This window comes from Burkholderia cepacia complex sp. TUM26381, assembly GCF_057439935.1.
Genome location: NZ_CM172007.1, coordinates 2,943,174 through 2,970,162, shown reverse-complemented (window position 1 = coordinate 2,970,162; position 26,989 = coordinate 2,943,174). Strand labels below are relative to the sequence as shown.

The 26,989-nt window shown below is 65.9% G+C and carries 26 protein-coding genes, 1 pseudogene and 1 riboswitch; of the genes and pseudogenes, 19 read left to right on the top strand and 8 right to left on the bottom strand.

Annotated features, from left to right (window positions below; genetic code table 11):
• The first annotated feature begins 50 nt into the window (after positions 1 to 50).
• The 14 genes from ACWMMN_RS30080 to ACWMMN_RS30015 all read left to right on the top strand — a co-directional run bounded on the left by ACWMMN_RS30080 (position 51) and on the right by ACWMMN_RS30015 (position 13,800).
• Positions 51 to 1,016, top strand: coding sequence for an AraC family transcriptional regulator (locus ACWMMN_RS30080; RefSeq protein ID WP_342705684.1), 966 nt, complete (start codon positions 51 to 53; stop codon positions 1,014 to 1,016).
• Between the two features lie 399 nt (positions 1,017 to 1,415).
• The gene (locus tag ACWMMN_RS30075; protein WP_059237738.1) at positions 1,416 to 2,669 is read left to right on the top strand and encodes an MFS transporter; all 1,254 of its coding nucleotides are present in this window, start codon (positions 1,416 to 1,418) and stop codon (positions 2,667 to 2,669) included.
• Positions 2,670 to 2,843: 174 nt separating this feature from the next.
• Complete coding sequence (locus tag ACWMMN_RS30070; protein WP_059237737.1) at positions 2,844 to 3,773, top strand: LysR family transcriptional regulator; 930 nt, start codon at positions 2,844 to 2,846, stop codon at positions 3,771 to 3,773.
• 115 nt (positions 3,774 to 3,888) lie between these two features.
• Complete coding sequence (locus tag ACWMMN_RS30065) at positions 3,889 to 4,383, top strand: cupin domain-containing protein (protein ID WP_059237736.1); 495 nt, start codon at positions 3,889 to 3,891, stop codon at positions 4,381 to 4,383.
• A gap of 37 nt (positions 4,384 to 4,420) precedes the next feature.
• Positions 4,421 to 5,440 (top strand): hypothetical protein, encoded by a 1,020-nt coding sequence (locus ACWMMN_RS30060; protein ID WP_059237735.1) that lies wholly within the window; start codon positions 4,421 to 4,423, stop codon positions 5,438 to 5,440.
• Positions 5,441 to 5,496: 56 nt separating this feature from the next.
• A complete protein-coding gene (locus tag ACWMMN_RS30055) occupies positions 5,497 to 6,963 on the top strand; it encodes an aldehyde dehydrogenase family protein (RefSeq protein ID WP_486423544.1) in 1,467 nt (488 codons plus the stop codon).
• Positions 6,964 to 6,970: 7 nt separating this feature from the next.
• Entirely contained in the window at positions 6,971 to 8,038 is a 1,068-nt protein-coding gene (locus tag ACWMMN_RS30050) for a maleylacetate reductase (RefSeq protein WP_486423543.1), read from the top strand.
• Between the two features lie 63 nt (positions 8,039 to 8,101).
• Positions 8,102 to 8,413, top strand: coding sequence for a YciI family protein (locus ACWMMN_RS30045; RefSeq protein ID WP_059237732.1), 312 nt, complete (start codon positions 8,102 to 8,104; stop codon positions 8,411 to 8,413).
• Positions 8,414 to 8,416: 3 nt separating this feature from the next.
• Entirely contained in the window at positions 8,417 to 8,752 is a 336-nt protein-coding gene (locus tag ACWMMN_RS30040; protein WP_059237731.1) for a Rieske (2Fe-2S) protein, read from the top strand.
• Positions 8,753 to 8,949: 197 nt separating this feature from the next.
• Positions 8,950 to 10,038 carry a porin gene (locus ACWMMN_RS30035; protein WP_486424108.1) on the top strand — a complete coding sequence of 363 codons (1,089 nt, stop codon included), beginning with the start codon at positions 8,950 to 8,952 and terminating at the stop codon, positions 10,036 to 10,038.
• Positions 10,039 to 10,223: 185 nt separating this feature from the next.
• Positions 10,224 to 11,039 carry a MipA/OmpV family protein gene (locus tag ACWMMN_RS30030; protein WP_340625375.1) on the top strand — a complete coding sequence of 272 codons (816 nt, stop codon included), beginning with the start codon at positions 10,224 to 10,226 and terminating at the stop codon, positions 11,037 to 11,039.
• A gap of 8 nt (positions 11,040 to 11,047) precedes the next feature.
• Complete coding sequence (locus tag ACWMMN_RS30025) at positions 11,048 to 11,722, top strand: response regulator transcription factor (RefSeq protein ID WP_059237729.1); 675 nt, start codon at positions 11,048 to 11,050, stop codon at positions 11,720 to 11,722.
• Between the two features lie 48 nt (positions 11,723 to 11,770).
• On the top strand, positions 11,771 to 13,123 hold the full coding sequence (locus tag ACWMMN_RS30020; protein ID WP_059240828.1) for a sensor histidine kinase: 1,353 nt from the start codon (positions 11,771 to 11,773) through the stop codon (positions 13,121 to 13,123).
• Positions 13,124 to 13,297: 174 nt separating this feature from the next.
• Positions 13,298 to 13,401: riboswitch (SAM-I-IV-variant riboswitch) on the top strand.
• A gap of 42 nt (positions 13,402 to 13,443) precedes the next feature.
• Positions 13,444 to 13,800, top strand: coding sequence for a hypothetical protein (locus ACWMMN_RS30015; protein WP_155627230.1), 357 nt, complete (start codon positions 13,444 to 13,446; stop codon positions 13,798 to 13,800).
• A gap of 57 nt (positions 13,801 to 13,857) precedes the next feature.
• On the opposite strand, the gene glmS is transcribed toward ACWMMN_RS30015, so the two are convergent.
• Positions 13,858 to 15,687: a glutamine--fructose-6-phosphate transaminase (isomerizing) gene (gene glmS / locus ACWMMN_RS30010; RefSeq protein ID WP_486423542.1), complete on the bottom strand. Its 1,830-nt coding sequence runs from the start codon at positions 15,685 to 15,687 to the stop codon at positions 13,858 to 13,860.
• Between the two features lie 155 nt (positions 15,688 to 15,842).
• On the opposite strand from glmS, the gene ACWMMN_RS30005 reads away from it, so the two are divergent.
• The gene (locus ACWMMN_RS30005; protein WP_059237721.1) at positions 15,843 to 16,334 is read left to right on the top strand and encodes an Lrp/AsnC family transcriptional regulator; all 492 of its coding nucleotides are present in this window, start codon (positions 15,843 to 15,845) and stop codon (positions 16,332 to 16,334) included.
• Positions 16,335 to 16,358: 24 nt separating this feature from the next.
• Here the strand turns inward: ACWMMN_RS30005 and panB are convergent, their stop codons facing one another.
• On the bottom strand, positions 16,359 to 17,213 hold the full coding sequence (panB, locus tag ACWMMN_RS30000) for a 3-methyl-2-oxobutanoate hydroxymethyltransferase (RefSeq protein WP_486423541.1): 855 nt from the start codon (positions 17,211 to 17,213) through the stop codon (positions 16,359 to 16,361).
• Between the two features lie 77 nt (positions 17,214 to 17,290).
• Here panB and ACWMMN_RS29995 point away from each other — a divergent pair, with 77 nt between their 5' ends.
• Complete coding sequence (locus ACWMMN_RS29995; protein ID WP_486423540.1) at positions 17,291 to 18,109, top strand: AraC family transcriptional regulator; 819 nt, start codon at positions 17,291 to 17,293, stop codon at positions 18,107 to 18,109.
• A 13-nt stretch (positions 18,110 to 18,122) separates the two neighbouring features.
• On the opposite strand, the gene ACWMMN_RS29990 is transcribed toward ACWMMN_RS29995, so the two are convergent.
• Both ACWMMN_RS29990 and ACWMMN_RS29985 read right to left on the bottom strand, forming a co-directional pair.
• Positions 18,123 to 18,656, bottom strand: coding sequence for a methylated-DNA--[protein]-cysteine S-methyltransferase (locus ACWMMN_RS29990; protein WP_256086813.1), 534 nt, complete (start codon positions 18,654 to 18,656; stop codon positions 18,123 to 18,125).
• A complete protein-coding gene (locus ACWMMN_RS29985; protein ID WP_486423539.1) occupies positions 18,653 to 20,122 on the bottom strand; it encodes a bifunctional transcriptional activator/DNA repair enzyme AdaA in 1,470 nt (489 codons plus the stop codon). Before ACWMMN_RS29985 ends, ACWMMN_RS29990 begins: the two co-directional genes overlap by 4 nt.
• Before the next feature lie 317 nt (positions 20,123 to 20,439).
• On the opposite strand from ACWMMN_RS29985, the gene ACWMMN_RS29980 reads away from it, so the two are divergent.
• Positions 20,440 to 21,732: an MFS transporter gene (locus ACWMMN_RS29980; RefSeq protein WP_059237716.1), complete on the top strand. Its 1,293-nt coding sequence runs from the start codon at positions 20,440 to 20,442 to the stop codon at positions 21,730 to 21,732.
• A 72-nt stretch (positions 21,733 to 21,804) separates the two neighbouring features.
• Here the strand turns inward: ACWMMN_RS29980 and ACWMMN_RS29975 are convergent.
• Positions 21,805 to 22,908: pseudogene (locus tag ACWMMN_RS29975) on the bottom strand (LacI family DNA-binding transcriptional regulator).
• Between the two features lie 71 nt (positions 22,909 to 22,979).
• On the opposite strand from ACWMMN_RS29975, the gene ACWMMN_RS29970 reads away from it, so the two are divergent.
• Complete coding sequence (locus ACWMMN_RS29970) at positions 22,980 to 23,816, top strand: NAD-dependent epimerase/dehydratase family protein (RefSeq protein WP_059237714.1); 837 nt, start codon at positions 22,980 to 22,982, stop codon at positions 23,814 to 23,816.
• A 28-nt stretch (positions 23,817 to 23,844) separates the two neighbouring features.
• On the opposite strand, the gene ACWMMN_RS29965 is transcribed toward ACWMMN_RS29970, so the two are convergent.
• The 3 genes from ACWMMN_RS29965 to ACWMMN_RS29955 form a co-directional block, all read right to left on the bottom strand.
• The gene (locus ACWMMN_RS29965; RefSeq protein ID WP_059240824.1) at positions 23,845 to 24,165 is read right to left on the bottom strand and encodes a DUF1330 domain-containing protein; all 321 of its coding nucleotides are present in this window, start codon (positions 24,163 to 24,165) and stop codon (positions 23,845 to 23,847) included.
• 156 nt (positions 24,166 to 24,321) lie between these two features.
• Entirely contained in the window at positions 24,322 to 25,017 is a 696-nt protein-coding gene (locus ACWMMN_RS29960) for a hypothetical protein (RefSeq protein ID WP_340625373.1), read from the bottom strand.
• A 107-nt stretch (positions 25,018 to 25,124) separates the two neighbouring features.
• Complete coding sequence (locus ACWMMN_RS29955; RefSeq protein WP_059237712.1) at positions 25,125 to 25,583, bottom strand: MerR family transcriptional regulator; 459 nt, start codon at positions 25,581 to 25,583, stop codon at positions 25,125 to 25,127.
• A gap of 77 nt (positions 25,584 to 25,660) precedes the next feature.
• Between ACWMMN_RS29955 and ACWMMN_RS29950 the strand changes: the two genes are divergently transcribed.
• The gene (locus ACWMMN_RS29950; protein WP_174993363.1) at positions 25,661 to 26,905 is read left to right on the top strand and encodes an NADH:flavin oxidoreductase/NADH oxidase family protein; all 1,245 of its coding nucleotides are present in this window, start codon (positions 25,661 to 25,663) and stop codon (positions 26,903 to 26,905) included.
• The last annotated feature ends 84 nt before the right edge of the window (positions 26,906 to 26,989 follow it).

Sequence of the window (26,989 nt, the reverse complement as noted above, 5' to 3'; positions counted from 1 at the left end):
CAGGATGATCTATGATAGAAAGCCTTGAATTTTTACCTGAAACCCCGAAGATGACTTTGCCGGACCCGTTCGCGCTGTCGTCCGACCTGATCAGCGAGCTGCTGACCGGCATGCGCCTGCGTGGCGTCCAGTACCGCCGCATCGAGGCCGGGCCGGCGTTTGGCCTGGGCTTCGATACGCGGCCCGGGCACGCGTACTTCCACTTTCTCGCGGTCGGCTCCGCCGTACTGCGCACCGAAGACGGCACGCTGCACGAACTGTCGGCCGGCAACGCGCTGTTCCTGCCGCGCGGCGACGCGCACCAGCTCCTGTCCGGCACCGATCAGCCGGTCCGCGATATCGACACGTTCGACGCCGCTCCGCTGGGCGACACGGTGAGCGCCGTGAACGCGTGTCCCAGCAAGAGCATGACGCCCGGTGCGATCCTCTTCACCGGCTGCATGGCGTTCGATCTCGGCGGCATGCAGGCGCTCGGCCGGTTGATGCCGGGCGTAATGGTGGTCGATGCGAAGGGGAAGCGCTATCCGGGGCTCATGCCGATCCTCGCGTCGATGAAGCGCGAAATCTGCTCAGGGCGCATCGGCTTCGCCGGCGTCCTCGCGCGCCTCGCCGACGTGGTGGCGGCCATGCTTGTGCGCGGCTGGGTCGAATGCGGCTGCGACAACGCATCCGGCCTGGTGGCTGCATTGCGCGACCCCCGGCTGGCGCGGGCGATCCTGGCGCTGCATCGGCAGCCCGATCGGGTCTGGAGCGTGTCCGAACTGGCCGCCGAGTGCCATATCTCGCGCTCCGTGTTCGCGGAGCGTTTCCAGGCGACGATCGGCACGCCGCCGTTGCGTTATGCGACGGAGTTGCGAATGCGCGTGGCCAGCCAGTGGCTGAACCACGACCGGCTGCCGATCGAGACGGTGGCGCTGAAGCTCGGCTATGCGTCGCAAGCTGCGTTCAGTCGCGCGTTCAAGCGCGTGACGGGGGTGCCGCCGGGGGCCAGCCGGCAGGTTGTTCGGGGTACGTAGAAACCGTCGATGCCGTTGCGCCGGTCGAACCGGCTGCATCGTCCCTGCTCGCGAAGCAGAGCGCCGATGCGTCGATGTCTATGAGGGATTCCCCCGTAACACGCGAGTGGGCACGACGTCCACGTTGCGTGCACCCGCTCCACGCTGTCCCGCCGTCCGTTCCAGCCTACCCCTGCCGATTATTTGCGTTTCGCGAATGGCGCGTTCGCCGGTTGTTCCATACCCGATTCGCGGCCGTGCACCTATCGTGGTGGCGTCGGTCGAGTGAATTTGATTCGTCGAATCCGAAAGGCGGCCGGCACTTCCTCGCGATTCACGTCGCACACAAAAATCATCGGACCTGACCCATGCGCAGGCGCTCCGGCGCGCGCAGGCGAACCGGCGTCCACGGAGACGGACATGAAAGCAAACGAGTGGGATACCTCATACGAGTGGAAGGCGGTGACGCTGCTGGCGCTCGGTTTCGGGCTGGTCGGCCTCGACCGCTGGCTCATCGCGCCGCTGTTCCCGTCGATCATGAAGGACCTGAACCTGACCGCGCAGGACGTCGGCAACTGCATCGGCGTGCTCGGGCTGTCGTGGGGCATCTTTGCGGCGCTGATGGGCGGCATCTCCGACAAGGTCGGCCGCCGGAAGGTGCTGATTCCGGCGATCGTCGCGTTCTCGCTGTTGTCCGGTTTCTCGGGGCTCGCGGGCGGGCTGCTCGGCCTGATGGCGATTCGCGGGCTGATGGGCGTCGCGGAGGGTTCGTTCTGCCCGACGAGCTTCGCCGCGACGGCCGATGCGTCGCATCCGCGGCGGCGCGGGCTGAACCTCGGCCTGCAGCAGAGCGGCTTTGCGCTGTTCGGGCTCGCGCTGTCGCCGATCATCGCCACGCAGTTGCTCGGCTTCGTGTCATGGCGCTGGGTCTTTGCGCTCGTGGCCGTGCCCGGCCTGATTCTCGGCGCGATCATGTTCTTCGTGATCCGCGAGCCGAAGGTCGTGAAGGAGGTCGCGTCCGAACCGGCGCCCGCGTCGCTCGGCCATGTGCTCAAGAGCCGCAACATCCTCGTGGCAATGGCCGCGCTGTGCTGCGCGATGACCGGCGTCTTCGTGCTCGGCGCGCTGCTGCCGCTGTACCTGACCGATTACCTGTCGCTCGGCACGCAGAAGATGGGCCTCGTCGTCTCGGCGATCGGCTTCGGCGGTTTTCTCGGGCAGTTCGGGTTGCCGGGGCTTTCCGACCTGGTCGGCCGCCGCATCGCGAGCATCGTCGGGTTCGTGGGCACGGCCGTGATGCTCTACATCTTCCGTGGCCTCGGACCGCAGCCGCTCGCGCTGTTCGGCGTGCTGTTCGTCGCGTCGTTCTTCACGCTCGGGCTGGTGTCGCTGCTGTCCGGCCCGGTGGCGACCGAGGCCGCCCCCATCGGCCTCGTGTCGACGTCCATCGGCATGGTGGTCGGCGTAGGCGAGATCTTCGGCGGCGGCATTGCGCCGGCGATGGGCGGCTACGTTGCCGCACACTTTGGCATCCAGAACATTCTGTGGCTGCCGATGGGCTCGGTCCTGCTGGGAATCGTGGTCAGCCTGTTGCTGAAGGAAACCGCGCCGGCCGTGCTGCAGCGTCGCGCGGTCGTGCGGCCGGAACTGGTGGCCGGAGAGCAGTCGCGGTAATGCCGGCGCGGGCATACCGGCGCGGGCGTACCGGCGCGGGCGTACCGGCGAACGCCGGTACCGGTGCGCCCGGCAATTGACATCGATTTGGCGACACTGTGACGCCTTTCGCATGACACAGCCCGATACCCGCACAGGTAGACTGCCTGTTTCGCTGTCGAAAAAGGGCGCGGTATGGACCGGTTCCTGAGCATCGAAGCATTCGTGAGAGTGGCCGAGGCAAGCAGCTTCGCGGAGGCCGCGCGGCAACTGGGGGTGACGAGTTCCGTCGTGACGAATCGCATCCAGCAACTCGAGAAGTTCGTCAACGCGCCGCTGTTCCATCGCAGCACGCGCCACGTGCGGCTGTCCGAGGTGGGCGAGGCGTTCTATCGCGAGTGTGCGGAGGTGGTCGGGCGCGTCAACGAGCTGACGGACCAGATGCGCGAGCTTCGCGCGACGCCGACCGGGCGGCTGCGCATCCAGATACTGCCCGGGTTCGCGCTCGATCACTTCGGCGCGCCGCTCGCCGCATTCAATCAGCGCTACCCGGGCATCCAGCTGGACATCATCGTCAATGACCGTGTCGTGGACCCTGTCGAAGAAGGGTTCGACATTGCGTTCCAGATCTTCCCGCCGATTTCCGAATCGCTGATCGAGCGACGGCTGTTCACGGTCCGGCGCCTCTTTTGTGCGGCGCCCGCGTACGTCGACGCGCATGGTGCGCCACAACATCCACGCGATCTGCTGCAGCACACGACAGCGCTGTATTCGGGCTACCCGTCGCGCAACCGCTGGACGATGACGCGCGGCGACGAGGTGGTCGAAATGGAGCTGCCGGGCATGATTCGCTCGAACTCCGTTCACCTGCTGCGCGAATACGCGCTGACGGGCGGCGGTGTCGTCTGCTTGCCCACGCTCGTGGCGAGCGAAGCGCTCGTCGCGGGCCGCCTGGTGCCGATCCTCACCGACTATCAGCTCGCGCCGCTGAGCTTTGCCGCCGTCTATCCCGCAACGCAGCGACAGGCGTTGAAGGTGAAGGCCCTGGTCGAATTCCTCGCCGAATACATCGGCGACGAATCCCCGTGGGATCTCCCGCTGCTGGAGCGCGGCTGGGTGCGTTGAACCGCGCGGATTATTCGCGAAACGCAAATGCCGTAATCGCCATCCGTTGCCTTGTTGCTGCTGTCCCTTGCCCCTAGAGTTGAATCCAACAAGCGGTTCAACTCAGGAGACAGCAATGACCAGCACGGCATTCCACACCGTCTTCGGTTCGCTCGATGGCTATCGGAAGGGCGAGATCGAAATCACCAGCGGCAGCGCGCAGCACTACGCCTTCTCGAATGTCTTCGAGGTGGCGTCGAAGTCGGCCCCTTACGAAAAGGTCGTCGCCGGCAAGAATCTCGAATACGTGATCGAAGTGTTGAGGACCGACGGCCAGTCGCCGTGGTTCGCTTGCGCGCATGACGAGTTCACGATCCAGATGGACGGCGAAGTCCGGATCGAATTCATCAAGCTCGACAATCCGCCGGCATCGGGTCGCGGCACCGTGAGCGCCGGCACGCAACCGGCCGGCCGGAACATGGGGTACGTCGTATTGCGCCAGGGCCATCAGGCGCTGCTGCCGGCCGGCTGTGCGTATCGCTTCACCGCGAGCCGGCCGGGCGTCGCGCTCGTGCAGACCATCCTCGGCGAGCTGTCGGTCGAGAAGTGGGCCGAGATCTGCCTGCACTGACCTTCCGACCTCATTCGACTATCCCAGGAGACACGTCATGGCCACCCTCGAAACCCTCGACCCGTCCACGGGCTTTGCCGCCGATCTGGTGCGATCGACCGAAGCCGATGCCGTCACCGGCTACCGCCGCTTCCAGCTCGGCGAATTCGGGTTCCAGCGCGACGAATACTTCGTGAAGATCAGCTGGCCCGCGAAAGGCCAGACGCGTACGCATGCGATGCCAGCGGACGCATTCCTGCGCGCGATGATGCGCGACGTGGCGTGGGGCTTCTTCTACGGCTGGGTGAATTTCGATCACGTGTTCGGCACGCGCAATCACTACGGCAAGGTCGACATGTATGCAGGCACCTTCAACGGCATCCTGAAGGACGCCGGTGTCGATTACACCGAGACCTTCGAAACGCCGACGATCATGGCGACCTTCAAGGCAATGCTGCACGACTGGACCAACGAAGGCTTCGACCCGTTCGCGGCGCCGGAGGAAACGGGCACCGCATTCGGGCGCAAGCACGGCGAAAACGGCTCGGCGATCGAGCGCACGCGTATCGCGACGCGCCGCATGCCGGGCCTCGAAGGCGACTCGCCGCTGCGCGACGCGCTGCCGGTCAACCGTGCGTTCCTCGACGTCGCGCAGGACGAGCCGGAGGTGCACGTCGAACCGGGCTTCGAGGGCGAACTGCACGCGTTCAACCTGTTCAAGTACCTGTCGCGCTCGGACGTCACGTGGAATCCGTCGGTCACGTCGGTGTGCGGGCGCAGCCTGTTCTGCCCGACCACCGAGGAATTCATCCTGCCGGTGTTCCATGGCAACGACCGCGTCGAATGGTTCCTGCAACTGTCCGACGAAATCGTGTGGGACATCGGCGACAAGAACACCGGCGCGCCGCGCGCACGCATCACGATGCGCGCGGGCGACATCTGCGCGATGCCGGCCGACATCCGGCACCAGGGCTACTCGACGAAGCGATCGATGCTGCTCGTCTGGGAAAACGCGACGCCGAACCTGCCGCAACGCTACGAAAGCGGCGAGCTCGCGCCGTACCCGATCGCGTTCTGAGCCGCGTTTTTGCTACCGATTCAGCTTTCGCTTCCGCAATACACCGAGGACGATTCATGCAAACCCAACTCTTCATCGACGGGCGCTTCGTTGACGCCGTCGACCGCGGCACGATCGACGTGCTGAACCCGCACGACGGCTCCGTCATCACGAAGATCGCGGCGGCCACCGCGGCGGACGTCGATCTGGCCGTCGAAGCCGCGACGCGCGCCTTTCCCAAATGGTCGGCGATGCCGGCGGCCGAACGCGGCCGTCTGCTGCTGCGCCTGGCCGACGCGATCGAAGCCAACGCGGAGGCGCTGGCGCAGCTCGAATCGCTGGACACCGGCCACCCGATTCGCGATTCGCGGTCGCTCGACGTGCCGCGTACGGCCGCCTGCTTCCGCTATTTCGGCGGCATGGCCGACAAGCTGCAAGGCTCGGTGATTCCGGTCGAGACCGGTTTCCTGAATTACGTGCAGCGTGCACCGATCGGCGTCGTCGGCCAGATCGTGCCGTGGAATTTCCCGCTGATGTTCACGAGCTGGAAGATGGGCCCGGCACTCGCCGCTGGCAATACGGTGGTGCTCAAGCCGTCGGAAATCACGCCGCTGTCGACCTTGCGCATCGTCGAGCTGATGGCCGAAGTCGGGTTCCCTGCGGGCGTCGTCAATATCGTGCCCGGCTACGGGCATACGGCGGGCCAGCGGCTCGCCGAACATCCGGGCGTCGGCAAGATCGCGTTCACCGGTTCGACGGCGACCGGCCGCCGGGTCGTCGAAGCGTCGCAGGGCAACCTGAAGCGCGTGCAGCTGGAGCTGGGCGGCAAGGGCGCCAATATCGTGTTCGACGATGCGAATCTCGACGCGGCGATCAACGGCGCTGCGTGGGCGATCTTTCACAATCAGGGGCAGGCGTGCATCGCGGGTTCGCGGCTCGTGCTGCACGAACGCATCGCGGACGCGTTCCTCGAGCGGTTCGTCGCACTCGCGTCGTCGATCCGGATCGGCAATCCGCTCGATCCGAATACGGAAATGGGGCCGCTCACGTCGAAGCAGCACCTCGACCGCGTGCTGTCGTATGTCGACGTCGCGCGCGAGCAGGGTGGCCGCGTGCTGACGGGCGGCAGCGCGCCGCAGGATCCGGCGCTCGCCAATGGTTACTACGTGCGCCCGACGATCATCGAGGCCAGGAGCGCGGTCGATCGTGTTGCACAGGAAGAAGTGTTCGGCCCGTTCGTCACCGTGCTGCGCTTCGGCAGCGACGAGGAGGCGCTCGCGATTGCCAACGCAACGGAATACGGGCTCGGCAGCGGCCTCTGGACCCAGAATCTCTCGCGTGCGCACAAGATGGCGTCGCAGATCAACGCGGGCATGTGCTGGATCAACTGCTACAAGCGCGTCAATCCCGGCAGCCCGTTCGGCGGCGTCGGCAAGTCGGGCTACGGCCGCGAGATGGGTTTCGAGGCCATGCACGACTACACGGAAGCACGCTCGGTGTGGGTCAACGTCGACGGCAACGTGCCGCCGCATTTCAAGCGCTGAGGCTCTCATGGAGCGCTTTGTCTATCAGGGCACCCCTTCGCGCGTGGTATTCGACTGGGGGGCGCTCGACAAGTTGCCGGACGAACTGTCGACGCTCGGCGCCCGTCGCGCGCTCATCCTGTCCACGCCCGAACAGCGGCATCTCGCCGATCGCGTGAAGCGCGTGCTGGGCGAGCGTGCGGCCGGCGTATGCGCGCAGGCCGTCATGCACGTGCCGGTCGAAGTCGCGCGTGCCGCGCGCGAGATGGCGGCCGCGCTGGGCGCGGACTGCTGCATCGCGATCGGCGGCGGCTCGACGATCGGGCTGGGCAAGGCCATTGCGCTCGAATCGTCGCTGCCGATCCTGGCCGTGCCGACGACTTACGCGGGCTCGGAAATGACGCCGATCTACGGGATCACCGAAGGCCGGCTGAAGCGCACCGGGCGCGATGTGCGCGTGCTGCCGCGTACCGTGATTTACGACCCGTCGCTGACGTTGTCGCTGCCGCCGGGCATCTCGGCGGCGTCGGGCGTCAATGCGATGGCGCACGCGGTCGAGGCACTCTATGCGGAAGACGCGAACCCGGTGATCAGCTTGATGGCCGAAGAGTCGATTCGCGCGCTTGGCGAAGCGTTGCCCGCGGTGGTGCGCGATCCGGAGGATCGGACGATGCGCAGCCGCGCGCTGTATGGTGCGTGGCTTGCCGGGACCTGCCTCGGCGCGGTCGGCATGGCGTTGCACCACAAGCTTTGTCACACGCTCGGCGGCACGTTCAACCTGCCGCACGCGCAGACGCACGCGGCGATGTTGCCGCATACCGCACATTACAACCATGCCGCGGCGCCTGATGCACTACGCCGCGTTGCGCGGGCGCTGGGCGGGACCGATGCGGCCGACGCCGGCCCGCTGCTGTTCAGGCTGAACGAGCAGCTTGGCATCGCGCCGGCGCTCGCCGGAATCGGAATGCCTCGGGAAGGGCTCGGCGAAGCGGCCGACCTCGCGTGCAAGAACCCCTATGCCAATCCCCGGCCGATCGAACGCGCGGCGATTCGTGCGTTGCTTCAGGACGCATGGGACGGGCGCGCGCCGCATTGAGCGGCCGGATGCGCCAACGGAGAAAGACGTGATGAATGACCTCATCGACCGGAGCTGATCGTCATGGCTCGATTTTTCGCGGTGTTTGCGACGGACCAGCCCGGCATGCGCGACGTGCGCGACCGCGTGCGTCCGATTCACAGGACGTATCTGCGCTCGGCTGCCGAGCACGGCGTGTACGTGCGGCTCGGCGGGCCGACGCTCGACCCGCACGGCGACGCGATGAACGGAACGCTGCTCGTCGTCGAGGCGGACGACCTTCATGCGGTGATGCAGTTCGTCGGAAACGACCCGTATGTGAAGGAAGGGCTGTTCTCGCACGTGGAAGTGCGTCCGTGGGACTGGAGCCTCGGCAACCCCGAGCAACGGGTGTGAGCGATGGAAGCGAAACGACTCTGCCGCGTGTCCGAGGTGCCTGATGGCGGCGCGCGCGTGGTCGACGAAGCCTGCATCGGACGTCCCGTCATCGTGGTGCGGCGTGGCGAGCAAGTATGGGCGTATGTGAATCGGTGCCCGCATTTCTCCGTGCCGCTCGATTTCGTGCCGGGCGATGTTTCCTGCTATCGGTCGCAGGTGCTGATGTGTGCGCATCACAGCGCGCTGTTTCGCTTCGATGACGGCGTGTGTATCGACGGGCCCTGCACGGGGGCCGGACTGGAAACCGTCGCGGTCGAAGTGGATTCCACGGCTTGGGTCATCTATCGAGGCGCTTGATTCACGGGTTTGGATCCAGGCGGGTTTGAAGCCGGTTCTTGTGCGGATTGTCGTGTTTATAAATAAGTAAAACTAATCATATTTCCGATGTTGATGTAGCTGCCTGAATCCAGGCGATTTTTCACGAAGCAACAAGCGGGCAAGCGCCACCCAGTGTGGCGACGGACGCGTATTTCCATAAAAAAGACGGAGACAACATGAAACTCAGGTTTGGCGTATTCGCAGTTCTTGCCGTCGCGCAAGGCGCGTGGGCGCAGAGCAGTGTGACGATGTTCGGTCTGATCGACTCCGGCATCTCGTATGTCAGCAACGAGGGCGGCGGAAAGAACGTCAAGTTCGACGACGGCATCTACGCGCCCAATCTCTTCGGCTTTCGCGGTACCGAAGATCTCGGTGGCGGGTACCACGCAACATTCGCGCTCGTGAACCAGTTCTCGATGGCGAACGGCAGCATCGTCGGGACCGGAATTTTCGGGCGCAACGCCTACGTGGGCATCGATAGCGACCGGTTCGGCAGCATCACGCTGGGGAATCAATACGACTTCATGGTGGATTCGCTCTTTTCGAAGGGCAATGCAATTTCGCGAGGCATTTCCGGGCTGTACGGATTCCGGAACGGCCCGTTCCAACGTCTCGCGCTTCCCGACAACCCGACCGGCGCGTTCGACTGGGACCGCACCGCAGGCAGCAAGCCGATCGCGAACGCCGTCAAATACAGTTCGCCGACGGTCGCGGGCTTGTCCGGCGGCGTGATGTATGCGTTCGGCGGCGTGGCCGGTTCGGTCGGCGCGGACAACGCCGTCAGTGCCGGGGTGAACTATGAACTCGGGCCGTTCGGCGTGGGGGCGGCCTATACGAACGAGAAGTACGGCCCGGCGCCGGGCGTGCCGTCGACCAGCGTGCGCAACTGGGGCGTCGGGATGCACTACGACTTCGGTGTCGTTGCCGCAAAGGCCTTGATGACGACCGTGCACAACTCGTTCAACGATGCCGGCGTGTGGATGGCCGAAGCCGGCGGTCTGTGGCGGATCCGGCCGGATGTCGTTCTGGGCGCGAAATACATGTACATGAAGGGCAATGAAGCGGTGAGCAACAACCACGCGCATCAGATCAGCATGGGGCTTCAATACTTGTTGTCGAAGCGGACCATGGTGTACGTGTCGGCGGATTATCAGCGGGCGAACAGCGGCGCGAACGCGCAGGTGAATGGCGTGCTGGATCCGAACGGTGCTTCAAGTTCGGCGAGTCAGGCCGTGGCGCGGGTCGGGTTGCATACCGTGTTCTGACGGCGTGTCGCGCCGCGTTCTTCAAGCACGCAGGGCGACACATGCTCGCCCTGCGTCGATATTCCCCATCGCCGAAATTCTCCGCACAGTCCGCAACGCAACGATATTTTTCCTGGTAAGTGAGCGGTAAGTCGACTGGTCCTACAGTAGCCCCCGTTTCGATCGTCGACTCCAGGAAAATGATTGTGAAAACCACCTTCCACCGCGAACGTCCGTTGTTGCTGCTTGCCGCCTCATTCGCATTGTCGTCCGCTTCCGCCTGGGCCGACGAGAGTATGATCCCGCCCGATGCCGATCATTCGGGGCTGACCATACTCAATAACGCGACCAACGTGACGCATTGGGGATTGGGTGCCGGAGTCGGCATTGAGCCGTCGGTCTACCAGGGCGATAGCAGCCGCGTGCTGCCGTTTCCGCTGGTCTATTTCGACAACAAATGGGTCCAGGCCATCGGTACCACGGCCGACCTGAAAATCGGTAGCTGGAGCGGGGTCAGTGTCGCGCTGCGTGGCCAGTTCTCGATCTTCGACGGCTACAAGGGCTCGGACGCCCCGATCCTGAACGGCATGGAAAATCGCAAGGGCGCGTTCTGGTACGGGCCTGCTCTGTCATGGGGCACCGGGTTCGGCACGTTGTCGGGAACCTTCCTGTTCGGCGGAAACAAGGGCGAGCGCGCGAAAATCGGCTTCGAGAAGGCGTTTGCTTTCGGCCAATTCTCGGTTGCGCCGCATGTCGGCGTGGAATGGCTGAGCGACAAATACGTCGACTACTATTACGGCGTGCGACCATCGGAGGCGCGCGCCGGGCGCGCCGCCTACAGCGCGGGTTCGACCGTGAACGTGTCGGCCGGCACGCGTATCGACTACCGGCCGACGAAACAGCAGACGATCTTTGTGGACGTTAGCGTGTCGCGTCTCGGCGACGCCATCACCGACAGCCCGATCGTCGGAAGACGGTTCGTTCCCGAAGCCAGGGTCGGCTACATGTATCGGTTCAAGTGAGTGCGAGTATGCCAAGAGTGGCGATTGTCGAGGATCATGAGCGCCTCGCCGACCTGTTGTCCCAGGCGCTGGCCGCTGCGGGAATCGAATCCGACCGGTTCGGCAATGTAGGGGAAGCCACCTACGGTGTCGACCGGGCCGACTACGCGCTGCTGATCATCGACCGTGGCTTGCCCGACGGAGAGGGGCTGGCGTTCCTGCGGACGCTGCGCGCGGCAGGGCGCATGACGCCTTGCCTGATGCTGACGGCGCGCGACGCGCTGCACGACCGCATCGACGGGCTCGAAAGCGGGGCCGACGACTATGTGACCAAGCCGTTCGAAATGAGCGAGCTCGTCGCCCGCGTGCGCACGCTGATGCGGCGTCCGGCGTTGCTGACGACGCTCGTCGCGTCGTTCGCGGATGTGAGCGTGGACCCGCCCCAGCGCGCGATGCGCTGCGGCGACCGGACGGTGCTGCTTGCGCCGGCCGAGTTGCAGGTCATGCTGTGCCTGATCGAAGCCGCCGGCCGGACCGTCCGGCATTCGATACTCGAGCATGCCGCCTGGGGGCTCGGGGAGGCGGTCACGCCGAACGCGCTCGAGGTGACCGTGCACCGCTTGCGCAAGAAACTGGCTTCAATCGGTGCGACGATGCGGCTGACCAATATCCGCGGTGCCGGCTTCGCGCTGCGGGATGCATGACGATTCGCCGCGTCTCGCTCGTTGCTGCTTCAGGGTAAGAAACTGACCATGTTCCATCATTGGATTCGACGCCTGTCGACGCGTCTGTGGGTGACCAACGTCGTTGCGTTCGCCATCAGCCTGGCGCTGCTGGCCGCAGTTTCCGCGCATGTCCTCGATCGATATCCGGAGTTCTTCGGGCGGCGGCAGCAGATGGAGAGCATCCGTCATATCGAGGCGGGGTTGAGCTTCGACGCCGATGGGCGTCCGGTAGCGGTGCGATTGGGCGAGCGTCCGGCGCTGATGTTCCGGCTCTTGCCGACCGAGGTGAAGTATCGCGTGCTCGACGCGACGGGCAAGCTGTTGCTGGCCTCGGTGCCGTCGAGCGGCGATCGACCGTGGTTGACGGAAGATCTCGCGAAGGCGGCCGGCAAGGTGCTGCCCACCACGATCGACGGCAACGCGTATGCGATCGCCACGCAGCGCGGATCGAACGGGCGCGTCGTTTATTACGTGCAGGTGGCGCAAAGCAGGCAGCTCGTCGATGCGCTCATCATGTCGAGAATCGATCCGATACCGAAGACCGTCGCATATGTGCTCGTCATTGCAACCATCATCTTCGGGCTGACGTTGCCGCTGACGATCAGCCGCGTGCTGAAGCCGTTGCGGGAAGTATCGCGTGCCGCGAGGGGCATCGAGCCGCGCAACCTGAAGACGCGCTTGTCTTCGGACGGCATTCCCAGCGAGATCAAGCCGCTGATCGATGCGTTCAACGATGCGCTGACGCGGCTCGAGAACGGTTTCGCGGTTCAGCAGCAGTTTCTGGCCGACGCCGCGCATGAGCTGCAGACACCGCTCACGCTGGTCAGAGGCCAGATCGAGTTGCAGCCCGACATCCGGCAGAAGGCGCTTCTGCTTCGCGAGATCGACCTGATGGCGCGGCAGGTCAAGCAACTGCTGCATCTGGCCGAAGTCAGCGAAGCGCAGAACTTCTGCTTTGGCGACGTGAACGGCGCCGAAGTCGCGCGCGACGTCGTGAGCATGCTGGCCGGCAAGGCCGATGCGAAGCAGGTGAAGCTCCATATCGAAGCGCGCGACGCTGCGTCACCGATTCGGGCGGATGGCGGGGCGCTGTTCATCCTGCTCAAGAACATTCTCGAGAATGCGATTAATGCGTCGCCGTCGGACGGCGTTGTCGTGCTGACCGTTCTCGACAAGGCGATCCATATCGACGATGAAGGGCCGGGCATTCAGCGGGAGCATCTGCCGCGGCTCTTCGACCGATATTGGCGGGCGCCTGATTCGCGGTATGACGGTGCCGGTCTCGGGCTGGCCATCTGCAAGGAGATTGCCGTGGCCCATCAATGGAAACTGACGGTCGATGTGCTGGCGACGGGGACGCGGTTCAGTGTGTGGTTTTAGGCCGTGATGAAGGGATTCCGACCCTCATGCAAGGCGCGAAGGTCCGTGGGCTCCCCTGGTGCGAGGGCCGGAAGAGTGGACCTGTCCCGCTGAAGGGTTGCTTTTCACAGACCACTTGCCCGACGTCGTTTTTTCGATATAATGAATCAACGTTCGAAATGTCGAACGTGAGAAGTCAAGCATCCAGAGTCGGATTCTCCGACGCCAACCTGCCCTCCCGGGCAAGGTGGACGCCTCTGAGGCGATGCGGCCGATTTACGGCAACGAAACGGGAGCAGCATGGCTGGCACCGGTTCGGTAATCACTTATCCGGAGCAACCATGAGCCAAGTTTCCTCCGCTTCCCGCCCGGCAGTCTGTGAAGACTGGTCGCAATTCCTTCCCGGATTCACGTTGACGCATACCGTCCATCTCGTATCGAGACGGAATCCGGGCATCGTCTCGACCGCGGCGGCCGTACTCGAAGGGGAAACGGCGACGGTCGATCGTTGGGCCATCACGCGCTGTGGCGATGTTCTCGAGCAGAAGATCGTTCTCGGTGAAATGACCGAAAGGCAGGCGGTGCGATTGCGTGAGCGGCTTGCTGCGCTTGAAGGCGTGCTGCGCACGAAGGTGGAGCATCATTTCGTGCGGGCGGGGTCGGTTGCGTCCGAACATGCATCGGCGAGCGGGCGTTAGGCGAGGCGTTTGCGTTGTCGGTGTATCGGCTGAAAGCGGGGAGAGGAAACGCCCCCCTCACTCCACCGTCACCGACTTCGCCAGATTCCTCGGCTTGTCGATATCCGTTCCCCGCGCCAGCGCAGCGTGATACGCGAGCAGCTGCATCGGCACCGTATGCAAAATGGGCGACAACGGCCCGTAGTATTCATTGAGCCGAATCACCTCGATCCCCTCACTCGGCACCAACCCGCAGTCCACATCCGCGAACACGAACAGCCGTCCATTCCGCGCACTCACCTCGTGCATGTTCGACCGTAGCTTTTCAAGCAGCATGTCATTCGGCGCAACCGCAATCACCGGCATCTCGTTACTCACGAGCGCCAGCGGCCCATGCTTCAACTCGCCCGCCGGATAAGCCTCTGCATGAATATAGGAAATCTCCTTCATCTTCAGCGCGCCTTCCAGCGCGATCGGATAATGCATCCCGCGCCCGAGAAACAGCATGTTGTCGCGTCGTGCGAGCAACTCTGACCACGCCATGATCTGCGGCTCCAGCGCGAGCACTTTCGACATCGCATCGGGCAGATGCCGCAGCGCGCGCAGATGCGCTTTCTCCTCGTCGTCGCTCAACCGCCCGCGCACCTGCGCCAGTGACAAGGTCAGCAGAAACAACGCAACGAGCTGCGTCGTGAATGCCTTCGTCGAAGCGACCCCGATCTCGATCCCCGCACGCGTCACGAACTGCAGTGCGCATTCGCGCATCAACGCACTCGTCGCGACGTTGCAGATCGCGAGCGTATGCGTCATCCCGCTGCGTTTCGCGACATGCACCGCTCCGAGCACATCCGCCGTCTCGCCGCTCTGCGACACCGCGACAACCAGTGTGCGCGGATTCGGCACACCGTCGCGATAACGATACTCACTGGCAATCTCGACGCTCGCCGGCAGCTTCGCGATGCTCTCGATCCAGTACTTCGCGGTCAGCGCCGCGTGATAACTGCCGCCGCACGCGAGCAGCAGCACCGAATCGACGTCATTGAACACACGCCACGCACCGTCGCCGAACAGCTCGGGCATGATCGACGAAACATCGAGTAGCGTATCGGCCACGGCCTGCGGCTGTTCGAAGATCTCCTTTTGCATGTAGTAGCGGTACGACCCGAGATCGGCCGCGCCGCTATGCGCGGCGACGCGTTGCACCGCGCGCTCGACGCGCTGGCCGGCCGCATCGACGATCCAGTAACGATGCAGTTGAATGTCGGCGACGTCGCCGTTCTCGAGATACGCGATGCGATCGGTGATGCCCGACAGCGCAATCGCATCGGACGCCAGGAAATTTTCGCCTTCACCGACGCCCACCACGAGCGGCATCCCGTCGCGCGCGCCGACGATCCGGTGCGGCTCGTCGCGGCACATCACCGCGATCGCATAGCTTCCGCGCAGTCGCGCCACCGCATGCCGGACCGCATCGAACAGGTCGCCGTCGTACAGATGGTCGATCAAATGCGCGATTGCCTCGCTGTCGGTCTGGCTCGCGAATACATAACCGTGCGCCTGCAGCTCCGCGCGCAGTTGATCGCAGTTCTCGATGATGCCGTTGTGCGACAGCGCGATGCGCGCATTCGTGTCGCTCGGCGAGAAGTGCGGATGCGCGTTGAGCGTGACAGGCGCGCCATGCGTGGCCCAGCGCGTATGGGCGATCCCCGTGTAACCCGACAGCGCATGCTCGGCGATCTCGCGCTGCAGGTTGGCGACCCGATCGACGCTGCGGGCGCGCTCCAGCGCCCGGTCGCGGTAGACCACGACGCCGCACGAATCGTAGCCGCGGTATTCGAGCCGCTTCAGGCCGTCGACCAGGTTCGGCAGGATGTCCCGCTGGGCGACCGCCCCGACAATTCCACACATATCGCGCTCCGTAAATGTCCGTCTGGACCCGTGAGAGCGATGGTAGAACCTGTCAAATGGAATTAAATTTCAAAATTCAACGATGAATGAAACGTAAGGATGATCGCCTATCATGTTGAAATTAAATTTCACACCCTGACCGGAAGGAGCCGCCGATGGCCGGCATCACCCTCGACGATCTCGACCTGCGCATCCTCGCGATCCTGCAGGACGACGCGTCGGTGTCGAACCTGCAACTGGCCGAGCGCGCGCTGTCGTCGCCGCCTACCTGCATGCGCCGCGTGCGGCGGCTGACGGAAGCCGGCGTGATCCGCCGGCAGGTCGCGGTGCTCGACCCGGTCGCGATCGGCACGGCTGTCACCGCGCTGATCGAGATCAGCCTCGACCGGCAGACGGCGGAAGACTACGACGCGTTCGAAACGTACGTCTGTGCGGAGCCTGCCGTCACGCAGTGCTACCGCGTGTCGCCGGGGCCCGATTTCGTCGTGGTGGCCGATCTGGCCGACGTCGCCGAATACGACGAATTCGCACGGCGGCTGTTCACCGGCGCATCGAACGTCCGCAACGTGCGGACGTTCTTCTCGACGCATCGCGCGAAATTCGAAGCGAACGCGCGGGTCGCACATGCGATGCGCAAGCGCACGTGACGTAACCGCGTCGTTCGTCGCGCATCACGCGGCGGCGGTTGCGTCTGCGAGTTGCAGCGGCTTGCCGTACCCGAAGCAATGCGCGGGCTCCGGAAACACGCGCTCACGCACGTCGTGCGCGTACTGCCGGATCGCGTCGCGCATCACCGCATTCGCATCGGCATAGCGCTTCACGAAGCGCGGCGTGTACGCATCGAACGCGCCGATCATGTCCTCGGTCACGAGCACTTGCCCGTCGCATGCCGGCGACGCGCCGATGCCGATCGTCGGGATCGTCAGCGTGTCGGTCAGGTGGCGCGCCAGCGCTTCGGCGGTGCCTTCGATCACCACGCTGAACGCGCCGGCCTGCTCGGCCGCGCACGCGGCGTCGAACACCTGCGTAGCGGAACGCAGATCCATCCCCTGCGCGCGGAAGCCGCCCGTCGCGTTGGCCTGCTGCGGCATGAGGCCGACATGCGCCATCACCGGAATGCCGCGATCGGTCAGGAAGCGGATCGTGTCGGCCATCTCGGTACCGCCTTCGAGCTTCACGGCCTGCGCGCCGGTTTCGGCGAGCAGCCGCGCGGCGGAGCGATAGGCCTGCGCGGGCGATTCCTGGAACGTCGAGAACGGCAGGTCGACGACGACGCACGCCTGCGCGGCGCCGCGCACGACGGCCGCACCGTGTGCAATCATCATGTCGAGCGTGACACGCAGCGTATCGTGCATCCCGTACAGCACCATGCCGACGGAGTCGCCGACGATGATCACGTCGGCCACTTCATCGACGAGCTTCGCCATCGGCGCGGAATACGCGGTCAGCGACACGAGGCTGCCGATGCCTTTGGTCGAACGGATCGCGGTGACGGTCTTGCGGGTGGTGCGGGTGTGAGCGCTCATGAACGGAAGCCGTGTAAAAGAAGAGCCGCCACGGTAGCATCGCGTTCGTTCGTGCAATGACCTTCGGAGGACGTTTTATGTTGCTGGCGGGACAATCGGGTGACCCTTACGCGGTGCCGCCGATGGCGCGCCTGCCGAGGCCGCTGTACGTGCGCGCGTTCGGGATCCCCGGCAACGTGAGCGTCGACGCGCACAGCCATTCGTGGGCCCAGCTGATGTATGCGACGAGCGGCGTGCTCGAGGTGTCGACGCCGTCGGGCCGGCATCTGCTGCCGCCGCACTATGCGATGTGGATTCCGCCGCACGTGCCGCATGCGGTGTCGACGCGCGATTGCGTCGCGTTCCACAGCCTGTATCTCGACGCCGCGATCGCGCGCGACGACGTGAACGACGACTGCACGATCCTCTGCATGACGCCGCTGTTGCGCGAGCTGGTGATCGCGACGGGCGAGTTGCCGGTGAACTACGACGAGGCGGGGCCGGAGGGCGCACTCGTGTGCCTGATCGCCGACCGGATCGCACGGATGCAGCCGGCGCCGCTGACGGTGCCGCTGCCGCGCGATCCGCGCCTGCTGAAAATCGCGAGGGCATTGCATGCCGCGCCGGGCGATACGCGCAGTCTCGACGAATGGGGCCATCAGGTCGGCGCGACGCGGCGCACGCTGTCGCGGCTGTTCCGGCAGGATACGGGGCTGTCGTTCACCGAATGGCGGCAGGCTGTGCGGCTGATCGCGTCGCTGCCGCTGCTCGATGCGGGCGAGCCGATCGGCACGGTGGCCGCGCAACTGGGCTACGACTCGACGTCGTCGTTCATCGCGCTGTTCCAGGCAAAATTCCGCACGACGCCCGGCGCATATGCGAAGCGTGAAGCGCGCCGGCCGGTGTTGAGCGCGTGATGCGCATCACGTATCAGAATGCGAGCGCCTGCTGAACCGGATGATGGGCGCCGCGTGAGAACCCGGCGCCTTCGAGCGACAGCAGCGCACGCTTGCGGTCGATGCCGCCTGCGTAGCCGGTCAGGCTGCCCGACGCGCCAACCACGCGGTGGCACGGCACGATGATCGATACCGGATTGCGGCCGACCGCACCGCCGACGGCGCGCGCGCCGCTCATCGGCAACCCGACGCGTTCGGTGATGTCGCCGTACGACACGAGTTCGCCGAACGGAATCGCGAGCAGCTCCTTCCACACGCGTCGCTGAAACGCGGTGCCGCGCAGGTGGATCGGCACCGAAAACGTGTCGCGCGTGCCGGTGAAGTATTCGGCGATTTCTTCCGCGACCTTGCATGCGACCGGCGACCTCGCGAGCGCTTCGGCTTCGGTCACGATCGCCACCGGCGGAAAGTATTTCTGGCCGACGAAGTAGAGGCCCGTCAGCGCATCGTCCTCGATGCGCACGGCGATGTCGCCCAGCGGGCTCGGAATCAGGTGAGCGGGAGTCATCGCGCTGCATCTCCATGAAGTCGCCACACATGCAGTGCGGCATACGCGCGCCACGGCGCCCAGCGCGCCGCATGCGGCGCAGATGATGGCATGGTCGCGCGTTCGGTGCGTGCGGGAAGCCACGCATCGTCGGCGGGGAACGCATTCGGCCAGGCCATCGCACGCATCGCGACGTACTGCACCGCGCGTTCGTCGAAGCCGGGCATCGTGCGCAGCGCGGCGAGCGTTGGATCGAGCGGCGCCATGGGTTCGAGTGCGAGCGTGCCGTCGTCGATTGCGCGTGCGAGCGACACGATTGCCCGTGCCGTATCGCGCTTGATGCCGATGGTTTCGAGGGCCGAAGGCGGCAGGGCGGCCAGCGTTGCAGCGGACGGCAACGCGTGCGTGAGGCCCGGCGGCGCGCCTTCGACCGGGGCGCCGAAGCGTTCTGCAATGCGTGCCGGCGCCGGCGTACCCGCATCCGCCGCCGCCAGCTGTTCGCCTGCGAGGGCGCGAATCGCGATCTCGAGGCCATCGAACGCGCCGGGCACCCTCAGGCCCGGCGAGCCGCTCGCGAGATCGCCGAGATGCGCGTCGATCACGTCGGGCCGGCTGTCGAGATCGAACAGCCGCCGCACGCGGGCAAGCACGGCCGGGACGACCGGCGTCAGCGCGCGCGACACGGTGACGGCCAGCGCGAAGCGCTGCGGCACGTGTGCGACGGATAGCCAGCCCGTCACGCGGCCACCGTCGTTCCGGTCCGGCATGTCGACGACACGCGCATAACCCTGCGCATCGATCCGCTCGACGCCGTCGATCTGCCGCTGCGCCAGAAAGCGCATCAGGTCGTCCCACGCGAATGGCGGCCGGTACGGCAGCGGGAACGTCATGTCGCCGTCGGCCGATGCACCGGCGCCTTTGCGCAGCCGCAGCGGGTTGAGGCCATAGCGCTGGCGGAACAGGTCGTTGAAGCGCCGCACGCTGCCGAATCCGGCCGTCGACGCGACGACGGCCACCGGCAGCGCGGTATCGGTCAGCAGCCGCTTGGCCATCAGCAGCCGGTGCGTCTGCGCGAACTCGACCGGCGACACGCCGAATTGCGCGCCGAAGATCCGCCGCAGATGCCGCTCGGTCACGCCGACGCGCTGCGCGAGCGCGTCGACGGAATGTGCGTTCAGGAAACCGTCCTCGATCAGCGAGGCGGCTGCGTCGGCGAGATTGCCGGACAGGTCGAGCAGCCCGTGGCCGGGCGCGAGTTCGGGGCGGCAGCGCATGCAGGGCCGGAACCCGGCTTTCTCGGCGGCTGCGGCGGTCGGGTAGTAGCTGCAGTTCTGCGCCTTCGGCGGCTTCACCGGGCAAACGGGGCGGCAATACACACCGGTCGTCGCCACGCCGACGAAGAACCAGCCGTCGAAGCGGCGGTTCCGCGAAAGCAGGGCGTCGTAGCAGGTGTCGGGATCGAGGCGCATGCGACGACTGTAAACCATCCCCGCGCCGGATTCTGGCTGGAATCGGACATGTGAATGGGCGGCCGCACTCCCGCGCGCGTGTCGGGAAAATCCGGGAAAAACGGTTAATGCCAATCTGCGAAACAGTCGTCTCTTTTGCGGTGACCCATTTGAGATGACTCATCGAAATCCCCGAATGACAGGGCGCCGGCAGACGCCCTATCCTTTGAAAAACGTTTTCCAGATTGGTGGGTGAACCGACCCGTGCGTCAGCGCGGGCCGCCCACCCCGGCGCCGGTCGCCGGTCAACGAATACCGTGCGGCGCGACGGGCGCGGCCGCGCATCGGAGACATTCATGCAATCTGCCGTCGTCGGCGCCGTGCGCGCAGCCGCCAGCCGCTACCGCTGGACCGTCTGTGCGCTGCTGTTTTTCGCGACCGTCATCAACTACATGGACCGGCAGATCCTCGGCCTGCTCGCGCCGATGCTCCAGCACGACATCGGCTGGAGCCAGGTGCAGTACGGCCGCATCGTGATGGCGTTTTCCGCGTTCTATGCGCTCGGCCTGCTTGGCTTCGGGCGCATCGTCGACTGGCTCGGCACGCGCGTGTCGTACGCGGTGGCGATGCTGGTGTGGAGCATCGCCGCGATGCTGCATGCGGCAGTCGGCTCGGTGACGGGCTTCGCGTTCGTGCGTGCGCTGCTCGGGATCGGCGAGGGCGGCAATTTCCCGGCCGCGATCAAGACGACGGCCGAATGGTTTCCGCGCCGCGAACGCGCGCTCGCGACCGGCATCTTCAACTCGGGCGCGAACATCGGCGCGGTGTTCGCCCCGGCGATCATCCCGGCGATCGCGGTGGCCTACGGCTGGCGCGCAGCGTTCGTGATCATCGGCGCGATCGGCCTCGTGTGGCTCGCGGTGTGGCTCGTGCTCTATCGCCAGGCCGACACGCGTGCGCTCGCCGCGGAGTACGACGAGCCGCGCGACGAAGCCGAAGCGCTCGATGCCGCGAATGCGAACGCCGGCGCGCCGCGCTGGGGCGAGCTGATCCGCAAGCGCGAGACGTGGGCATTCCTGATCGGCAAGTTCCTGACCGATCCGGTGTGGTGGTTCTACCTGTTCTGGCTGCCGAAGTGGCTCAACGAGTCGCGCGGGATGGACATGCAGCACATCGGCCTGCCGCTCGTCTGCATCTACGCGCTGACGACGGTCGGCAGCATCGGCGGCGGCTGGCTGTCGTCGATGCTGCTGCGCGCAGGCTGGAGCGTGAACGGCGCGCGCAAGACGGCGATGCTGATCTGCGCATGCTGCGTGCTGCCGATCGCGTTCGTGTCGCAGGTGCAGAGCCTGTGGCCCGCGGTGCTGATCGTCGGCCTCGCCGCCGCCGCGCACCAGGGCTGGTCGGCGAACCTGTTCACGACGGCGTCCGACCTGTTCCCGCGCCGTGCGGTGGCGTCGGTGGTGGGCATCGGCGGGATGGCCGGCTCGATCGGCGGCGTGCTGTTCTCGGAAGTGATCGGCCAGGTGCTGCAGCGCACGGGCCACTACTGGGTGCTGTTCGCGATCGGCGCGTCGGCCTACCTGATCGCGCTGGCCGTGATGCACGTGCTCACGCCGAAGATGAAGCCCGCGAAACTCGACGCCTGATGGCGTCCCGGCAAACGAACGCGCCGCCCTCGGGCGGCGCGTTTTCTTTCGGCGCGCGCGGCGGGCGCGCGATCAGCCGGCCGATGCCGTCGATGCACGCATGATCAGCCGCGGCTCGAACGTCGAATAGCTCGCATCGGTGCGTCCCGCGAGCGCGTCGATCAGCTTCTGCATCGCGAGCTCGCCCATGTTCTCGCTCTGGATGTCGACGGTCGTCAGCGCGGGCGCCGCGTATTCGCCGTACGGCACGTTGTCGATGCCCGCGACCGACACGTCCTGCGGCAGCCGGAAGCCGAGCGATGCCGCTTCCTTCATGAAGCCGAGCGCGATCAGGTCGTTGTAGCAGATCACCGCTTGCGGACGCTGCGGCCCGAGCATCACGCGCGAGCATGCGCGCTCGCCGGCTTCGGCGGTCGGCGCATGCGCATCGTGCACGTCGAGCGTGAGCCCCGCTTCGGCGAGGCAGTCGCGCGCGCCCTGGATCCGCTCGTCGTTCACGCGCGCGGTGCCGAAGCCGAGATAGGCAATGCGCGTGTGGCCGAGATTGAGCAGGTGACGCGCGAGCATGTAGGTCGACAGCCGGTTGTCGATGCCGACGCTCGGAATCGGCAGGCCGGGGCTGCGACGCAGCAGCACGAGCGGCTTGTTGAGGTCGAGCATCCAGCCGGCTTCCTCGTCGGGCATCCGCGTGCTGACGATCAGGCCGTCGACGCGCTGCGCCAGCGCTTCGATCAGCGAGCGTTCGCGCGCCTGGCTCTCTTCGGTATCGACGAGCAGCAGCGTGTAGTCGTGCTGCAGCGCGACGCGGTTCGCGCCTTTCACCACGTTCGTGAAGTGCGGGTTGCTGATGTCGAGGATCACGAGGCCGATCGTGCGCGTGCGGCCGGTGATCATCGAACGCGCGAGCGGGTTCGAACGGTAACCGAGACGCTCGATCGATTCCTTGAGCCGCGCCTCGACGGTCGGCGAGAAGCGCTGCGTGCCGTTCACGTACTTCGATACCGTCGCGACCGACACGCCGGCTTCCGCAGCCACGTCGCGGATCGTCGGGGAAACTTTTTTCATCGGAAGGGTAACGTTTTCGTTCTATTACGCCGGATTGTGTCAGAAAAAGCCGGTGCGCGGCCAGCCGTCGATATCGGGAAAGTGCGGATGGCTGAGAACGGGTTCGACCATTGACGTTCGGCCGCACCACCGCGTATAGTTGGAAAACGTTTTCCGATTTTGGTCAGATTCAAGGAGATTCGATGAACGCCTCATCCACCGCCGCGCGCAAACCGTTCGGGCGCCTGCTGCTGACGGGCGCGGCCGGCAACCTGGGCCGCCAGTTGCGCGGCGCGCTCGCCGACTGGGCCGACGTCGTACGCGTCAGCGACATCGCGGCGCTGGACGACGCGGCCGCGCATGAAGAAATCCGCGTGGTCGACCTGGCCGATCGCCCGGCCGTGATGGCGCTCGTCGATGGCGTGGACGCGATCGTCCACCTCGGCGGCATTTCGGTCGATGCGCCGTTCGACGATCTGGTCGGCGCGAACATCACCGGCACGTACAACCTGTACGAAGCCGCGCGCAAGCACGGCGTGAAGCGTGTCGTGTTCGCAAGCTCGAACCATGCGATCGGTTTCCATCCGGTCACCGAAGTGCTCGACGCCGATTCGCCGCTGCGCCCCGACAGCCTGTACGGCGTGACGAAGTGCTTCGGCGAATCGCTGTCGCGCTATTACTTCGACCGCTTCGGGATCGAGACGGTGTGCCTGCGGATCGGCTCGTCGTTCGAAGTGCCGAAGAATCCGCGCATGCTCGTCACGTTCCTCAGCTATCGCGACTTCATCGAGCTGGTGCGCTGCTCGCTGCTGACGAACCGTGTCGGGCACGCGATCGTCTACGGCGCGTCGGACAACCCGGTGAAGTGGTGGGACAACACGAAGGCCGGCTTCCTCGGCTTCCGCCCGCGCGACAGCTCCGAGCAGTTCGCCGGGCTGTTCCCGGTGACGGCGCCGACCGCCGAGTACGACGATCCCGCGCAGCGGTTCCAGGGCGGCGGCTTCGTGGTCGGCGAGCCGATGGAGCGGAACGCGTCGTAAGCGTTGCCGGCCTCGCCGGCGTCGCGATTCAGCGCAGGACGTCCGTCGCCTTGTGCCGTTCGTCGACGCCGTCGATCAGGATCAGCGGGCCGCTCGCGTGCCGGGCGCGCAGCGGCTGGATCTGCCGGTACGCATCCGAGTCGTACCATGCGCGCGCCGTGTCGAGATCGGGAAACGCGATCGCGATCAGGTCGCCGCGCCACACGCCTTCGCGACCTTCCGGCCGCGCGCCGTGAATCGCGAAATGACCGTCATACGGCGCGAGCGTGCCGTCGATGCGTTCGAGGTACTCAACGATGTCGTCGCACATGTCGACGTCGTGCAGGTGGGCGATGGCATAGGCGGTCACGGCGGGCTCCTGGGCGTGCTGCGGTTCGTGAATCGATGGCGCCATGATCGCGGTGTGGGCGGCGCGCGTCGATTACCTGCGACGTAGGCAAATCCGGACAGTCGTGCCGCAGCGCACTTCAAGCGACCGGCACGCACCGTCGCCGCCCGCGCGCCGTCAATGCTTGCGGCACGCCGGATCGCTGTCGCGCCGTTCGGCGGCATCGCACCAGTCGCTCGGCCGCCACGCGTCGAACGCGACGGCCTTCGCCGCATCGGCGCGCGTGACGCGCACCGGGTCGGCTTTCAGCGCATCGCCATCCGGGTTCTCGTTGAATCGCCAGTTCCGGAACACTTCGCGATGGAACATCCACGTGCGATGCGCCGCCTCGTAGCGAAACGTCACGCGGTCGCGCCAGTGGTTACGGCCCGCGAATACGCCTTGTTCGACCGTGAACGTGCGAGGCTCGACCGTGAGCGCATTGTCGGCGACGCCATCGAGATACGGGTCGCCCATGCCGCCTTCGTCGGCTTTCATGATCACGGTGTCGTTGCGCGCCGCGAGCCGGTAGTGCCCGTCCTTGCCCTGCAGGAAGATCAGCAGCGGCCGCGGCGAAGGCGTACTCATCGAATCGCCGGGCTGATGCGCGACGACGACGTAACCGTTGCGGGTGCCGTCGGTCAGTCGCCCCGACGCGGCATCCAGCGCTTCGTAGCCGGCGGGCAACTGCGCGACGATGTCGGCCGGCAGATCGGGGGTGTCCGGGCAACGGATCGACGAATGCGTGTCGTCGCACGTCGCTGCAAAGGTGCTGCCGATGGCGCACGTCAGCAGCGCGGCGATGGAAAATCCTCGGATACGGGGGATCGTCATGCGGATAGGGCGGTCATGAGGGGGCGCAGCGGAAGCCGGCGCGCTTGCGTCGACGCGTCTCGCCACAGCGCGGGTTGATCGATCGATGGGGAACGCCGTGCAGTCAGTCACGCCCGCTTGCGCGCCGGCCGCACGACGGGCGCGGGTTCAAGCGGTTCGCTGGCCTGCTCGCACAGCCGGTCGAGCATCCGTTGCGCGGCGCCCGCGCAATCCTCGCCCGCCGGCTTGTTCTCGATTTCGTCGATCAGTGTTTCCAGATGCTGCCGGTTCTGTACGAGACGCCGCTCGAGCAGCGCGATTTCGTCGACCTTGTGCCGCAGCGCGACCAGCAGTTCGTCGCGCGGCCACGCGCCGAGATCGGGCGGCAGCACCGCGCGGATTTCGTCGAGCGCGAAGCCCGCGCGCTGCGCACGATCGATGATCGCGAGCCGCGTCAACGCTTCCGGCCCGTATTCCCGGTAGCCGTTCGCCTGGCGGCGGGCCGGTTCGAGCAGGCCGCTCGCTTCGTAGAAGCGGATGCGGGACGCCGCGAGGCCGCTCGCCTTAGCCAGTTCGCCGATTTTCATGATGTGCTCCAAAAGGGCTTGACCTTAAAGTTGACTTTAAAGTTATCGTTGGGCATCGTCAATCGAGGAAGTCCACCATGAATCTGTTTGCGCCGCTGACACTGCCCAACGGGGCGGTGATTCCGAACCGTCTGGCCAAGGCCGCGATGGAAGAGAACATGGCCGATGCGGACCACGCACCGTCCGACGCGTTGCTGCGCCTGTACCAGGCGTGGGCCGACGGCCAGGTCGGCCTGATCCTGACCGGCAACGTGATGGTGGACGGCCGTGCGATGACGGGGCCGAACGGCGTCGTGCTCGAAAACGACGCGCAGCTCGACCGCTTCCGCCGCTGGGCGCAAATCGCCCGCTCGGGCGGCGCGCACGTATGGATGCAGATCAACCATCCGGGGCGCCAGATGCAGGCCGCGCTCGGCCAGACGACGCTCGCGCCGTCGGCCGTGCCGCTCGCGCTCGGCGCGCTGTCGAAGCAGTTCCCGGTGCCGAAGGAGATGACGGAAGCCGATATTCGCGACGTGCAGCAGCGCTTTGTGCGCGCCGCGCAACTCGCGGAGCAAAGCGGCTTCACCGGTGTGCAGGTGCACGCGGCGCACGGCTATCTGCTGAGCCAGTTCCTGTCGCCGCTGACGAACCGCCGGCAGGACCGGTGGGGCGGCAGCGTCGAGAATCGCGCGCGCCTGCTGCTCGATATCGTGAAGGCGGTGCGTGCAACGGTGTCGCCGGAATTCGTCGTTGCGGTGAAGCTGAACTCGGCCGATTTCCAGCGCGGCGGCTTCAGCGCGGACGACGCGAAGCGTGTGGTCGAGCTGCTGAATCCGCTCGGCGTCGATCTCGTCGAGCTGTCGGGCGGCAGCTATGAAGTGCCGGCGATGCAGGGCGAAGCCCGCGACGGGCGCACGCTGGCGCGTGAAGCCTATTTCCTCGAATTCGCACGCGACATCACGGCCGTCGCGCGGATGCCGCTGATGGTCACGGGCGGGATCCGGCGTCGTGCGGTCGCCGAGCAGGTCGTGAACAGCGGCGTGGCGATGGTCGGCATCGCGACCGCGCTGTCGATCGACCCGAACCTGCCGCGCGACTGGCGCGCGGGCAAGGACAGCGCACCGGTGCTGCAGCCGATCCGCTGGAAGAACAAGGCGCTGGGCGCGCTGGCCAACATGGCCGTCGTCAAGTTCCAGCTCACGCGGCTCAGCGAAGGGCGGCGTACGCACCCGCAGGTGTCGCCGCTGCGTGCGCTGGTGCGGCAGCAACTGGTCGCGCAGTGCCAGACGCGCCGCTACCGGAAGTGGATGGCGGGGCGTGCGGCGGGCACGGGGGCGTGAGGTACGAAGGCGGGGTGGCGGCGGCGATGCCGGAGACCGACCGGCACGCCGCCGCGCCCGTGCCGGCCGGCACGTTGTGCGGCG

Excerpts from the sequence above, each read along its gene's own strand:
- ACWMMN_RS30075 (WP_059237738.1), top strand. The coding sequence starts at position 1,416 with ATGAAAGCAAACGAGTGGGATACCTCATACGAGTGGAAGGCGGTGACG.
- ACWMMN_RS30015 (WP_155627230.1), top strand. The coding sequence starts at position 13,444 with ATGAGCCAAGTTTCCTCCGCTTCCCGCCCGGCAGTCTGTGAAGACTGG.
- ACWMMN_RS30065 (WP_059237736.1), top strand. The coding sequence starts at position 3,889 with ATGACCAGCACGGCATTCCACACCGTCTTCGGTTCGCTCGATGGCTAT.
- ACWMMN_RS29960 (WP_340625373.1), bottom strand. The coding sequence starts at position 25,017 with ATGACGATCCCCCGTATCCGAGGATTTTCCATCGCCGCGCTGCTGACG.
- ACWMMN_RS29955 (WP_059237712.1), bottom strand. The coding sequence starts at position 25,583 with ATGAAAATCGGCGAACTGGCTAAGGCGAGCGGCCTCGCGGCGTCCCGC.
- ACWMMN_RS29990 (WP_256086813.1), bottom strand. The coding sequence starts at position 18,656 with ATGACTCCCGCTCACCTGATTCCGAGCCCGCTGGGCGACATCGCCGTG.
- ACWMMN_RS29950 (WP_174993363.1), top strand. The coding sequence starts at position 25,661 with ATGAATCTGTTTGCGCCGCTGACACTGCCCAACGGGGCGGTGATTCCG.
- ACWMMN_RS29985 (WP_486423539.1), bottom strand. The coding sequence starts at position 20,122 with ATGGTTTACAGTCGTCGCATGCGCCTCGATCCCGACACCTGCTACGAC.
- ACWMMN_RS30025 (WP_059237729.1), top strand. The coding sequence starts at position 11,048 with ATGCCAAGAGTGGCGATTGTCGAGGATCATGAGCGCCTCGCCGACCTG.
- ACWMMN_RS30035 (WP_486424108.1), top strand. The coding sequence starts at position 8,950 with ATGAAACTCAGGTTTGGCGTATTCGCAGTTCTTGCCGTCGCGCAAGGC.
- ACWMMN_RS30005 (WP_059237721.1), top strand. The coding sequence starts at position 15,843 with ATGGCCGGCATCACCCTCGACGATCTCGACCTGCGCATCCTCGCGATC.
- ACWMMN_RS30045 (WP_059237732.1), top strand. The coding sequence starts at position 8,102 with ATGGCTCGATTTTTCGCGGTGTTTGCGACGGACCAGCCCGGCATGCGC.
- ACWMMN_RS30060 (WP_059237735.1), top strand. The coding sequence starts at position 4,421 with ATGGCCACCCTCGAAACCCTCGACCCGTCCACGGGCTTTGCCGCCGAT.
- ACWMMN_RS30020 (WP_059240828.1), top strand. The coding sequence starts at position 11,771 with ATGTTCCATCATTGGATTCGACGCCTGTCGACGCGTCTGTGGGTGACC.
- ACWMMN_RS29980 (WP_059237716.1), top strand. The coding sequence starts at position 20,440 with ATGCAATCTGCCGTCGTCGGCGCCGTGCGCGCAGCCGCCAGCCGCTAC.
- ACWMMN_RS30040 (WP_059237731.1), top strand. The coding sequence starts at position 8,417 with ATGGAAGCGAAACGACTCTGCCGCGTGTCCGAGGTGCCTGATGGCGGC.
- ACWMMN_RS30070 (WP_059237737.1), top strand. The coding sequence starts at position 2,844 with ATGGACCGGTTCCTGAGCATCGAAGCATTCGTGAGAGTGGCCGAGGCA.
- ACWMMN_RS29970 (WP_059237714.1), top strand. The coding sequence starts at position 22,980 with ATGAACGCCTCATCCACCGCCGCGCGCAAACCGTTCGGGCGCCTGCTG.
- panB (WP_486423541.1), bottom strand. The coding sequence starts at position 17,213 with ATGAGCGCTCACACCCGCACCACCCGCAAGACCGTCACCGCGATCCGT.
- ACWMMN_RS30055 (WP_486423544.1), top strand. The coding sequence starts at position 5,497 with ATGCAAACCCAACTCTTCATCGACGGGCGCTTCGTTGACGCCGTCGAC.
- ACWMMN_RS29995 (WP_486423540.1), top strand. The coding sequence starts at position 17,291 with ATGTTGCTGGCGGGACAATCGGGTGACCCTTACGCGGTGCCGCCGATG.
- ACWMMN_RS30080 (WP_342705684.1), top strand. The coding sequence starts at position 51 with ATGACTTTGCCGGACCCGTTCGCGCTGTCGTCCGACCTGATCAGCGAG.
- glmS (WP_486423542.1), bottom strand. The coding sequence starts at position 15,687 with ATGTGTGGAATTGTCGGGGCGGTCGCCCAGCGGGACATCCTGCCGAAC.
- ACWMMN_RS30050 (WP_486423543.1), top strand. The coding sequence starts at position 6,971 with ATGGAGCGCTTTGTCTATCAGGGCACCCCTTCGCGCGTGGTATTCGAC.